The sequence below is a fragment of the Streptomyces sp. NPDC086777 genome (assembly GCF_040702065.1).
Taxonomy (GTDB): Bacteria; Actinomycetota; Actinomycetes; order Streptomycetales; family Streptomycetaceae; genus Streptomyces.
Window position 1 is genome coordinate 131,774 of record NZ_JBFBJI010000024.1, and the last position, 12,025, is coordinate 143,798.

Annotated in this window: 12 protein-coding genes; all 12 read left to right on the forward strand. The window is 73.6% G+C overall.

Annotated features, from left to right (window positions below; all coding sequences use genetic code 11):
* Window positions 1-120: 120 nt before the first annotated feature.
* The 12 genes from fabG (at window position 121) to AB0472_RS30275 (ending at window position 11,882) form a co-directional block, all read left to right on the forward strand.
* Window positions 121-906, forward strand: a complete 786-nt coding sequence (fabG, locus tag AB0472_RS30220; protein ID WP_366360965.1) for a 3-oxoacyl-ACP reductase FabG — start codon at window positions 121-123, stop codon at window positions 904-906.
* 29 nt (window positions 907-935) lie between these two features.
* Window positions 936-1,874: an aromatase/cyclase gene (locus tag AB0472_RS30225; protein ID WP_366360966.1), complete on the forward strand. Its 939-nt coding sequence runs from the start codon at window positions 936-938 to the stop codon at window positions 1,872-1,874.
* Between the two features lie 3 nt (window positions 1,875-1,877).
* Entirely contained in the window at window positions 1,878-4,136 is a 2,259-nt protein-coding gene (locus AB0472_RS30230) for an SDR family oxidoreductase (protein WP_366360968.1), read from the forward strand.
* Between the two features lie 4 nt (window positions 4,137-4,140).
* On the forward strand, window positions 4,141-5,724 hold the full coding sequence (locus tag AB0472_RS30235; protein ID WP_366360970.1) for an MFS transporter: 1,584 nt from the start codon (window positions 4,141-4,143) through the stop codon (window positions 5,722-5,724).
* A 2-nt stretch (window positions 5,725-5,726) separates the two neighbouring features.
* Window positions 5,727-6,182, forward strand: coding sequence for an acyl carrier protein (locus AB0472_RS30240; protein ID WP_366360972.1), 456 nt, complete (start codon window positions 5,727-5,729; stop codon window positions 6,180-6,182).
* 8 nt (window positions 6,183-6,190) lie between these two features.
* Window positions 6,191-7,021, forward strand: coding sequence for a 4'-phosphopantetheinyl transferase superfamily protein (locus AB0472_RS30245; RefSeq protein ID WP_366360974.1), 831 nt, complete (start codon window positions 6,191-6,193; stop codon window positions 7,019-7,021).
* Between the two features lie 115 nt (window positions 7,022-7,136).
* The gene (locus AB0472_RS30250) at window positions 7,137-8,648 is read left to right on the forward strand and encodes an acyl-CoA carboxylase subunit beta (protein ID WP_366360998.1); all 1,512 of its coding nucleotides are present in this window, start codon (window positions 7,137-7,139) and stop codon (window positions 8,646-8,648) included.
* Window positions 8,645-8,890, forward strand: a complete 246-nt coding sequence (locus AB0472_RS30255) for an acyl-CoA carboxylase subunit epsilon (RefSeq protein ID WP_366360976.1) — start codon at window positions 8,645-8,647, stop codon at window positions 8,888-8,890. Before AB0472_RS30250 ends, AB0472_RS30255 begins: the two co-directional genes overlap by 4 nt.
* A gap of 494 nt (window positions 8,891-9,384) precedes the next feature.
* Window positions 9,385-9,960 (forward strand): nuclear transport factor 2 family protein, encoded by a 576-nt coding sequence (locus AB0472_RS30260; protein WP_366360978.1) that lies wholly within the window; start codon window positions 9,385-9,387, stop codon window positions 9,958-9,960.
* A 4-nt stretch (window positions 9,961-9,964) separates the two neighbouring features.
* The gene (locus tag AB0472_RS30265; RefSeq protein ID WP_366360980.1) at window positions 9,965-10,273 is read left to right on the forward strand and encodes an acyl carrier protein; all 309 of its coding nucleotides are present in this window, start codon (window positions 9,965-9,967) and stop codon (window positions 10,271-10,273) included.
* Between the two features lie 156 nt (window positions 10,274-10,429).
* Window positions 10,430-11,089, forward strand: a complete 660-nt coding sequence (locus AB0472_RS30270; protein WP_366360982.1) for a TetR family transcriptional regulator — start codon at window positions 10,430-10,432, stop codon at window positions 11,087-11,089.
* 139 nt (window positions 11,090-11,228) lie between these two features.
* Window positions 11,229-11,882, forward strand: coding sequence for a GAF and ANTAR domain-containing protein (locus tag AB0472_RS30275; RefSeq protein ID WP_366361000.1), 654 nt, complete (start codon window positions 11,229-11,231; stop codon window positions 11,880-11,882).
* Window positions 11,883-12,025 lie beyond the last annotated feature (143 nt).

Consider the following 12,025-nt stretch of genomic DNA (forward strand, 5'->3'; position numbering starts at 1 on the left):
GGTGAGCGCCGTTGGAGACGCCGGGGGCGACGATGACGTTGTCCGAGTTGAACAGGCCGTTCGCGTTCACGCCGCAGCTGGGCCGGCGGCTCCCCCATGCCCTGAAAGGGAGCTGCAGACATGTCCGAACAGCAGCAGAGGGTCGCCCTGGTCTCCGGGGCCACCAGCGGAATCGGTCTCGCCTCGGCGCGGCTGCTGGCCCGGCAGGGCCACCGCGTCTTCATCGGCTCCCGCGACGCCGGGAACGTCGAGCGGACCGTGAAGGAGCTGCGCGAGGAAGGGCTCGACGTCGACGGGACGGTCCTCGACGTGCGGTCCGCGCTGTCCATCGAGAACTTCGTGCGGGCCGCCGTGGAGCGGTACGGCACCGTCGACGTGCTGGTCAACAACGCCGGCCGGTCCGGCGGCGGCGTGACCGCCGACATCGACGACGAGCTCTGGTACGACGTCGTCGAGACCAACCTCAACAGCGTCTTCCGCCTCACCCGCGCCGCCCTCACCACCGGCGGCATGCGGGAGAAGAGCCGGGGGCGGATCATCAACATCGCGTCCACGGCCGGGAAGCAGGGCGTCGTGCTCGGAGCGCCGTACTCCGCCTCCAAGCACGGCGTGGTCGGCTTCACCAAGGCCCTCGGCAACGAGCTGGCCCCCACCGGCATCACCGTCAACGCCGTCTGCCCGGGGTACGTCGAGACGCCCATGGCCCAGCGGGTGCGCGCCGGTTACGCCGCCGCCTACGACACCAGCGAGGACGCCATCCTCGACAAGTTCACGGCGAAGATCCCGCTCGGCCGCTATTCGACCCCGGACGAGGTCGCAGGCCTCGTCGGCTACCTCGCCTCCGACACCGCCGCCTCCATCACCGCGCAGGCCCTCAACGTCTGCGGCGGCCTCGGCAACTTCTGAAACCCCCGGCACCCTCTAGGAGTTCACCCATGTCCGAGCCGAAGGAAGTCGAGCACGAGATCACGGTCTCGGCGCCGGCCGCCGAGGTCTACCGGCTGATCGCCGACGTGGCCAACTGGCCGCGGATCTTCCCGCCGACCATCTACGTCGACCACCTGGAGCGCTCCGGGAACGAGGAGCTGATCGGGATCTGGGCCACCGCCAACGGCGAGGCCAAGAACTGGACCTCACACCGCGTCCTGGACCCCGAGGGCCTGCGGATCACCTTCCGGCAGACCGTCTCCACCCCGCCCGTCGCGAGCATGGGCGGCACCTGGATCATCGAGCCCGCCGGCGAGGACGCCTCGCGGGTGCGGCTGCTGCACGACTACACCGCCGTCGGCGACGACCCGGCGGGCCTGGCCTGGATCGACGAGGCCGTCGACCGCAACTCCCGCTCCGAGCTGGCCGCGCTGAAGACCAACGTCGAGCTCGCCACCGCGTCGCAGGAGCTGACGTTCTCCTTCGAGGACACCGTGCGGGTCGACGGGGCCGCCAAGGACCTCTACGACTTCGTCAACGAGGCCGACCGCTGGTCGGAGCGGCTGCCGCACGTGGCGACCGTCCGGCTCACCGAGGACACCCCGGGCCTGCAGACCCTGGAGATGGACACCCGAGCCAAGGACGGCTCGACGCACACCACCAAGTCGTACCGGGTCTGCCTGGACGGCCGGAAGATCGCCTACAAGCAGACCACCCTGCCCGCCCTGATGAACCTGCACACCGGCTACTGGACCTTCCGCGAGACCGACGAGGGCACCTTCGCCTCCTCGCAGCACACCGTCGTCCTGCGCCCCGAGAACATCGCGCAGATCCTCGGTCCCGAGGCGGGCGTCGCCGAGGCCCGGGAGTACGTGCGGGGCGCGCTCAGCACCAACAGCCGCGCCACCCTGAACCACGCCAAGGCGTACGCCGAAGCGAGGCGCTGACCGATGGCCGGTGCCGACGCGGTCGACACGCACGTCCTGGTGGTCGGCGCCGGACCCGTCGGGCTCATGCTCGCCGGGGAGCTGCGCCTCGGCGGTGCCGACGTGACCGTCCTGGAACGGCTGGCCGCCCCGACGACGGAGTCCCGGGCGTCCACCCTGCACGCACGCACCATGGAGCTGCTGCGGCAGCGCGGGCTGCTGGACGGCCCCGGCGGCTTCGCCGACCCCGAACCGCCGCCGAACGAGCCCCGCGGCCACTTCGGCGGCCTGCCCCTCGACCTCACCCTGCCCAGCAGCCACCCCGGGCAGTGGAAGGTCCCGCAGACCCGCACCGAGGAACTCCTCGGCGCCTGGGCCCGGCGGCTCGGGGCGCGGGTGCTGCGCGGACACCAGGTCTTCGCCCTCACGCAGCACCCGGACCACGTCACCGTGGTGGCCGAGGAGCAGGGCCACCGGCGGGAGTTCACCGCGCGGTACGTCGTCGGCTGCGACGGCGAGCAGTCGGCCGTACGGAGTCTCGCGGGCATCGCCTTCCCCGGCGACGCCGCCGGGCGGGAGCTGATCCGCGCCGACGTCGACGGCATCGACATCCCGAACCGGCGCTTCGAGCGGCTGCCGAACGGACTCGCCGTCGCCGCCCGGCGCGGCGACGGGGTCACCCGGGTGATGGTCCACCGGTTCGGCACCCCGCCGCGCACCGCGCAGACCCGCTTCGCCGACATCGTCGCCGCCTGGCGGGACGTCACCGGCGAGGACATCGGCCACGGCATCCCGCTGTGGGTGAACTCCTTCGGCGACGCCTCCCGGCAGGCCGAGCGCTACCGTGCGGGCCGGGTGCTGCTGGCCGGCGACGCGGCCCACCAGCAGATGCCGATCGGCGGCCAGGCCCTGAACCTCGGCCTCCAGGACGCCGTGAACCTCGGCTGGAAGCTCGCCGCCACCGTCCTCGGCCGGGCCCCGGCGGGACTCCTCGACAGCTACCACGACGAACGGCACGCCGTCGGGCGCCGCGTCCTGTCCACCATCCGCGCCCAGGCCCGGCTGCTGCTCGGCGGGCCCGAGGTCGAGTCGCTGCGTTCGGTCGTCGGCGAACTCACGTCCTACGACAAGGTCCGGACGCACCTCGCCGGCACGATCAGCGGCCTCGACGTGCGGTACGGGGACGACGACGGGCAGTCGGTGACCGGCTCGCGGCTGCCGGAGACGCGGCTCGACTCCGGGGCGACCACGGCCGAACTGCTGCGACCGGCGCGGGGGTTGCTGCTCGTGACGGACCCGGTGCTCGCCGGGGCGGCGGCGGACTGGTCGGCGTCCGTCGACACGGTCCGCACCCGACCCGCAGGACCCCTCGACGGCCTCGCCGCCGTGCTCGTCCGCCCGGACGGCTACGTCGCCTGGGCCGGCCCCACGGCCGACGGCCTGCACGAGGCCCTCGGCCGCTGGTTCGCACCCGACCCACGCGCCCCCCTCACACCACAACCAACCGTCAGGAGAAGGAAGATGGGCAACCTGGCCGGAAAGACCGCCCTCGTCACCGGCGCCAGCCGGGGCATGGGCCGGGCCACCGCCGAACGGCTGGCCGCCGACGGTGCCCTGGTCGCCGTGCACTACGGGACCGGCGCGGAGGCCGCCGCCGAGGTGGTCGCCGGGATCGAGAAGGACGGCGGGCGGGCCTTCGCCGTCGGCGCCGAACTGGGCACGCCGGGCGACGTCCACGAGTTGTTCCTCGCCCTGGAGGCGGGGCTCAAGGAGCGCACCGGCGAGACCGAGCTGAACATCCTCGTCAACAACGCGGGCGTGATGGGCGGGGTCAAGGCCGAGGACACCACCCCGGAGGAGTTCGACCGGATCTTCGCCGTCAACGCCCGGGCACCGTTCTTCGTCATCCAGCGGGCGCTCGCCAACATGCCCGACGGCGGCCGGATCGTGAACATCTCGTCCGGGCTCACCCGGTTCGCCAACCCGGACGAGATCGCCTACGCCATGAGCAAGGGCGCCGTGGAGCAACTGGCACTGCACTACGCCAAGCTGCTGGGCCCGCGCGGGATCACCGTGAACAGCGTGGCGCCGGGCATCACCCGCAACGGCAACCCGCTGTTCGACATCCCCGAGGCCGTCGAGGCCATGTCCGCGCTGTCCGCCTTCAACCGTGTCGGCGAGCCGCAGGACGTCGCCGACGTCATCGCCTTCCTCGTCTCCGACGACGCCCGCTGGGTCACCGGCTCCTTCGTCGACGCGAGCGGCGGCACGCTCCTCGGGTGACGCGGTGACCAGGACCTTTCCGGCGCCGGTCGCCGCAGGCACGGACGAGCGGTTCGGCCCCCGGCTGTGGGGGCTGCTGCTCGTCCTCGCCGGCAACATGCTCATCGACGCGCTGGAGGTGTCCGTCGCGGTGGTGGCGCTGCCCGCCATCGGCACGGACCTGGGACAGCCGCCGACCGTCACCCAGTGGGTGATGACCGGCTTCGCCGCCGGCTTCGGCGGCCTGCTCCTCTTCGGCGCCCGCGTGGTGACCCTGCTCGGCCGCCGCCGCGTCTACCTCGCGGCCCTCCTGGCCTTCGCCGCCGCCTCAGCCCTCAGCGCCCTCGCCCACGACCCCTGGCTGCTCCTGGCCACCCGCCTGACCAAGGGCTTCTGCGCCGCCCTGACGGCTCCCACCGGCCTCGCCATCATCACCAGCACCTTCCCCGAGGGCAGGCCCCGCAGCAGGGCGGTCTCCGTCTACACCCTGTTCGGCGCGGGCGGCTTCACGGCGGGCCTCCTCCTCTCCGGCTGGCTGACGGAGACCTCCTGGCGCTGGGCCTTCGCCTTCCCGGCCCCGGTGGTGCTGCTGCTGTTCGCGTGCGGCCTGCGCCTGATACCGGGGGAGGCACCGGATGCCCCAAAGGGTCCGAGCGTTCCGACAGGGGGCGCGCAGAGCGCCCCGAAGGAAACCGGCCCGAGCGCCCCGAAGGGGCGCGGGGAACTGCGCGACCAGCCCCCACGGCGCCGCACCATGACCACGACGGCACAGCGTTACGACATCCCTGGCGCCCTCACCTTCCTAGGAGCCCTCCTGGCCCTGGTCGAAGGCATCACCCAACTCCCCGCCCACGGCTGGACCGACCCCCACGCCACCACCCCCCTCACCGCGGCCGCCCTCCTCCTGCTGCTGTTCCGGCAGATCGAGCGACGCGCCACCGCCCCCCTCCTGACCGTCGCCTCCTCGCTGCGCCGCAGCCCCGCCCTCATCCGCTCCGCCCTCGGCGCCGCCTGCCTCAACGGCTCCTACCTGGGCCTCCTGTTCGTCCTGACGTATCAGACCCAGACCCTCGCCGGCTGGTCCCCCCTCCGTACGGCGTGCGCCCTGCTCCCGGCCGCCGCGCCCCCGGCGCTCACCGCGTCGGCCTCCGGCCGGCTGGTCGCCAGGTTCGGCGCCCCGCGTCTCATCGTGGCCGGCGCGGCCTGCGCGTTCGCGGGTGCGCTGCTCCAGCTGCGGCCGCACCCGTGGCCGTTGGACTACCCCGGCCGGATGCTGCCCACGCTCCTGCTGGTCGGCGCCGCCTTCGTGCTCTCCTTCGCCGCACTCAACATCCAGGCGATGTCCCGCCTGGCCCCCGCCGACCGGCTCACCGGCAGCGGCCTGTACCAGACGGCCGTCCAGCTCGCCGCGGTCCTCGCGGTCGCGCTCGCCGCCGCCCTGCTCGCCGCCCACGCGCCGGCCCCCGGCGCGGGTCCGGCCGCCGCGGCGGCGGCCTGCCGGCCGGCGCTGACCCTGGTCGCCGCCCTCGGCTTCCTCGGCCTGCTCGTCGGCCTCACCGGCCTGCTTCGCACCCCACCCCCACCCTCCTCACCACACCACGGGGAATGACCATGGACCAGACAACGCAGAGCTGGGTCTTCGACGACCTGGACGACGAACTCGACGATCTGGACTACGAGTTCGAGCGCGACCAGATCGTCGAGGTGGTGCCGCCCAGCCTCGCGCACCTCGCCTCCGTCGGCCTCGCCGAGCGCACCCGGCTCATCGACGCGTACGTGCGCGGCGAACTCGCCCGGGTGCTGCGGGTGGCACCGGAGAGCATCGACACCGTGGGCCGTCCGATGAACAGCCTCGGCATCGGCTCCATCAACGGCCTGGAACTGCAGCGCCGCATGGAGGCCGCGCTGCGTGTCGACGTCAACCTCAACCGGCTGCTGCGTGCGAACAGCGCGGCCGAGCTGGTCGACTGCCTGGCCGGCCAGCTCGGTCCGGAGGACAGCCCGCACAAGCACGCCGGCCGCAGCCAGCACCACCTGGTCGCGCACCACGTGCCGAGCCCGAGGTGATCGGGCAGATGCCGGTCCTGGAGTTCGGCACGGCCACCCTCACCGCCGCGCCGAGACTGCCCGCCGCGGGGCAGCTGGACGTCTGGCTGGTCCGCCGGGCCGCCCTGGAGACCGCGGCCGAACTGCTCGACCTGTCCGAGCTGAGCGAGCCGGAGCGCCGGCGGACCGCGTCCTTCGTCCGGCCCGCGGACGGGGTGACGTACGCCTCGGCGCACGTCGCCCTGCGCCGGCTGCTCGGCGGCTACCTGGGGCTGCCGCCGCAGGACGTGCCGTTCGTGCGGGAACCCTGCCCGGGCTGCGCCGAGCCGCACGGCCGGCCGGCGGTCGTGCACCCCGACCCGCCGCTGCACTTCTCCCTCGCGCACAGCCACGGGATGGCCGTGGTCGCCGTCTCCCGTACGGTCGTCGGCGCCGACGTGGAGCGGCTGCCGCGGGCCGAGACCGTCGAGGTCTGCACCCCGGCCCTGCACCCGGGGGAGCAGGCCGAGCTGGCCGCGCTCGGCGACGCCGGGGAGCGCCGCGCCGCCTTCGGGCGGCTGTGGACCCGCAAGGAGGCCTATCTCAAGGCGCTCGGCACCGGGCTCTCCCGCGACCCCGGCCACGACTACCTGGGCGCCGACCCCTACCGCAGGCCGGCCGGCTGGACGCTGCTCGACCTGCCGTCCGGGCCCCGGCACAACGCGGCCGTCGCGGTGCGCGGCGCGGCACCCGGCCAGGTCACCGTGCGCTGGGTGCCGCCGGCCGCGCTGTACGCGGGCGAGACGGTCGACCTGGACGCCGACGGGACGGTGGGCGTGCCCGTGGGCGTGACCACCCGAGTATCCGACTGGGGAGCGTGACCCGCCAATGTCACTCGAACAGAAAGCCGATCGTGAGGTAGGCCGCCCGAGCCTGCACGACCGTGAGCACCGCGGCCAGTGGACCGCCGCCGAACGCATCGAGGAGCTCGGCCTGATGAAGGAGGCCGCCCGGCACGGCGACCCCCTGGCGACCGAGCGCCAGCACGCCAAGGGCAAGCTCACCGCGTACGAACGTATCGAACTCCTGCTCGACGAGGGGTCGTTCAACGAGGTCGAGATGCTCCGCCGGCACCGTGCCACCGGCTTCGGCCTGGAGAAGAAACGTCCGTACACGGACGGGGTGATCACCGGCTGGGGCACCGTCCACGGCCGCACCGTCTTCGTCTATGCGCACGACTTCCGCATCTTCGGCGGCGCCCTCGGCGAGGCCCACGCCCAGAAGATCCACAAGATCATGGACATGGCCATGGCGGCGGGGGCCCCGCTGGTCTCGCTGAACGACGGCGCCGGCGCCCGGATCCAGGAGGGCGTCTCGGCACTGGCCGGCTACGGCGGCATCTTCCAGCGCAACACCCGCGCCTCCGGGGTGATCCCGCAGATCAGCGTGATGCTCGGGCCGTGCGCGGGCGGGGCCGCCTACTCGCCCGCCCTGACCGACTTCGTCTTCATGGTGCGGGACATCTCGCAGATGTTCATCACCGGACCGGACGTGGTGAAGGCGGTGACCGGCGAGGAGATCACCCAGAACGACCTCGGCGGCGCCGACGTCCACGCGGGCGCCTCCGGCGTGGCCCACTTCGCCTACGACGACGTACGCGGCTGCATGGAGGACGTACGGCACCTGCTGTCGCTGCTGCCGTCCAACAACCGCGACCTGCCGCCCCGTTCGGTGACCACCGACCCGGCCGACCGCCGTACCGACCGGGTGGTGGAGCTGGTCCCGGACGACCCCGGGAGGGTCTACGACATCCGGACCGTCATCGAGGAGATCGTCGACGACGGCGACTACTTCGAGATCCAGCCCGGCTGGGCCACCAACGTGGTCTGCGCGCTGTCCCGGCTGGACGGCGAGGTCGTCGGCCTCGTCGCCAGCCAGCCGGCCTCGTTCGCCGGGGTCCTCGACATCGACGCCAGCGAAAAGGCCGCACGGTTCGTGCAGTTCTGCGACGCCTTCAACATCCCGCTGGTCACCCTGATCGACGTCCCCGGCTTCCTGCCCGGCGTGGACCAGGAGCACAACGGCATCATCCGGCGCGGCGCCAAGCTGCTCTACGCGTACTGCAACGCCACCGTGCCGCGGATCTCCCTGGTGCTGCGCAAGGCGTACGGCGGCGCGTACATCGTCATGGACTCCCGGTCCATCGGCACCGACCTCGCCCTCGCCTGGCCGTCCAACGAGATCGCCGTGATGGGCGCCGAGGGCGCCGCGAACGTCATCTTCCGCCGGGAGATCGCGGCCGCGGACGACCCCGAGTCCACCCGCGCGCAGAAGATCAAGGAGTACCAGGCGGAGCTGATGCACCCCTACTACGCGGCCGAGCGTGGTCTGATCGACGACGTCATCGACCCGCGGGAGACCCGCTCCACCCTCATCCGCGCCCTCGCCATGCTGCGCAGCAAGCAGGCCGACCTGCCGTGCCGCAAGCACGGCAACCCGCCGCAGTGAGCGCGCCGCGGAACCCGGAGGGCGCGGAGGGCGCGCTGGTCATCCGGGTCGTGAAGGGGCAGGCGAGCCCCGCCGAGCTCGCCGCCCTCACCACCGTCCTGCTCGCCCGCGCCGCCGCCCTGGCCGCGGTGGACCCCTGCCCGCTGGAGCCCCGCCCGGTGGCCGGCTGGCGCCGCCCGGAACGCCGCACCCCCCACCGCGACCCCCGCGGCTGGCACCTCACCGGCACCCACGCAGCGTGAGCACCCCCGAAGGAGCACGCCCGCCCGACGCCCCCGAGGGGGCGCGCGAAACCGCACGCCCGGCGACGACGGCGCGGCAGCCGCCCGGCGCCACTTCGTTTCCGGTCGTCGGGTCGTCGTGCGGTTCGGTGGTGCCCCCGAGGGGGCGCGGGGAACTGTGCGCCCGGCGACGTCGTCGCGGTGGCTGCTCGGCGGCGTGTCGCGGCGTTTTTGGTCGTTGGGTCGTCGTGCGGTTCGGTGGCGTCCCCGAGGGGGCGCGGGGAACTGTGCGCCCGGCGACGTCGTCGCGGTGGCTGCTCGGCGGCGTGTCGCGGCGTTTTTGGTCGTTGGGTTGTCGTGCGGTTCGGTGGTGCCCCCGAGGGGGCGCGGGGAACTGTGCGCCCGGCCACGACGGCGCGGCGGCCGACCGGCGGCACTTCGCGGCACTTCCGGCCGCCCCGCGGCCCGCGGCCCCGCGGCCCCCGCATCCCCGACAGAATAGGAGTCCCGGACCCATGACCTCCCCGCCCCTCGACCGCCCCGACACGGTCACCGAACTCCGCTCCGAACTCGACGCCCTGCGCGCGGAGTTCGGCGCCCTCGCCGACCGCGCGGCGGTCGCCGAACTGGTCGACCGCTACATCACCCTGCTCGACACCCAGGACGACCACGGCTTCGACCCCACCTGGCCGGCCACGGTCTTCACCCCGGACTGCCGCCTGGAGTTCCCGGTCGGCACCGTCGAGGGCCGCGACCGGGCCGCCGCCTTCCACCACGACCGCAAGTCCCGGTTCGCCCGCACCCACCATCTGGCCGCCAACTACGGCATCCGGGTGGCGGGCGACACCGCCCGGATCCGCGTCCACCTCGTCGCGTCCCACGTCCACCACGAGGACGGCCCGGACCCGGACGGCCGCTTCGACATCGGCGGCTACAGCGAGGGAGAGGCGGTCCGCACCCCGGACGGCTGGCGGCTGCACCGCTGGCGGTTCCGGCTGGTGTGGTCCGACGGCGCGGGCCCGCGTCCCGGCCCCGACCCCCGCGAACTGCGCAGTTCCCAGCCACGACCACGCCACCCGGAAGGACGATGAGACCGTGTCAGGCACACCGACGACCGCGCTGAACCTGGGCGCCCTGCGCGAGACCTCCGGCGACGACCGCAGGCAGGCGTTCGAGACGTTCCTCTGCCGCAACCTCGCCCAGCACCTCGACATCCCCCCGGCCCACCGCATCGCCCGCAACCGCCCCCTCTACACCCAGGGCATCGACTCCCTCACCGCGCTGACCCTCCAGCGCACCCTGGAGTCGGCCCTGAACATCCCGGTACCGGCCCACCACCTGCTGCGCGAGCAGTCGGTGGGCGAACTGGCCGCGACCCTGAGCGAGCTGGTCGACCGCACCTGAGCCTTCCGGGTGCGCCTGATGCCACCGGTGGGACGACGGCACGGCCACCGGTGACATCAGGCGCACCCGCCTACTGACAACGTTGTCCACCGTGCCGGGGCACCCGTGCCAGAATGAGGACGCCCGCCGTCCGTCCGGTCTTCATCGAGGTAGTCCGTGTCCCAGCCCGTCGGCCGCGTGCCGCAGCGTCGCAACGCACGGTCCAACCGGGCGCGGATCCTGGCCACCGCCCGCCGGGAACTCGGCCGCAACCCCGACATCACCCTGGAGGAGCTGGCCCGCGCCTCCGGTGTCGTACGGCGCACGCTCTTCGGGCACTTCCCGGGGCGGGCCGCGCTCCTGGAGGCGCTGGCCGAGGAGGCCGGGGAGACGCTCCAGGCCGCCGTGGCGCGGGGAGCGGAGCCCGAGGAGCCGGCCGACCGGGCCCTGGCGCGCTTCTCCCTGTCGATGTGGCCGGTGGGCGACCGCTACCGGATGCTGCTGGCCCTCGCCCATCGCGACCTGGGCGCGGAACGCGTCACCGGGATCCTCCGGCCGGCCCGGCTGCGGGCCGCGGCCGTCGTGGAGCGCGGCCAGCGGGACGGCGTCTTCCACCCCCACCTCCCGCCCGCGGTGCTCGCCGCCGCCCTGGAGGGCATGGTGATCGCCCTGCTGGAAGAGGTCAACGGCGGAACGTTCGAGGACGACGGCGCCCGCACGGCCGTCGCCACGCTCATCGCCGCCGGCGTCCCGGAGCGGCAGGCCCGCACGGTGGTCGCCGAGGTCGCCGCGGAGGTCGCCGCCGCGGCCGTGCCGGAGGATCCCGCCGGGGCCTGAACCCCATGCTCCCGCGCCACGGGCGCCTCGTGGGCCGCGTCCGGTGGGCGTGGCATGCTGAGGGCGCGGCTTCGGCGCAACCGACCGGGAGGTGGTGGGCGTGGCGGACTGGGCCCGGTTCGCGCAGCAACTGGCGGCGATGGCACGGGACCTGCTGGCGCAGGAGTCGGTCGACGCCACCCTGCGCCGGATCACCGAATCGGCCGTGGAGCTGGTGGAGGGCTGCGACGCGGCCGGCATCCTGGTGCTGCACGCGGGCAAGGTGCGCACGCTCGCGCCCACCGAGCAACTGGTCGTCGACAGCGACCTGTTGCAGGAGCGGCTGGGCGAGGGGCCCTGCTTCGACGCCGCCCGCACCCGGGAGGGGGAGCGGGTGTTCCGGATCCGCGACCTCACCCGGGAGCAGCCGTGCTGGCCCGCCTTCGCGCCCGAGATCCACCGGCTCGGCGTCGGCAGCATGATGGGCTTCCTGCTGTACACCGAGGACGAGGAACTCGGTGCGCTGAACATCTACTCCCGCCGGCCCGGCGCCTTCACCGAGGCCGGCGAGCTGGCCGGCTGGCTGCTGGCCTCGCACGCGGCGGTCGCCTTCTCCAGCGCCCGCACCCAGGCCCAGCTGGAGCAGGCCGTCGCCACCCGCCACCTGATCGGCGAGGCCATGGGCATCCTCATGGGCAGCCACCGCCTCACCGAGGAGCAGGCCTTCGACGTACTGCGCCGCTACTCGCAGGAGAACAACGTCAAGCTCCGCGACGTCGCCCGCCGGGTCTGCGACCAGGGCGCCCTGTCCTAGGGCCTGTCCGACCATTCCCGTCTGCCTCGCGACGCCGTGCACGCTCCACCAGAGGGGGTACCCCCACTCGCCGCACCGGGCGCAGACCCGAGTACGTCCCGTACGAGGGCCTGCGCCCGGCACGCCGAGAGCACGCACCTGAC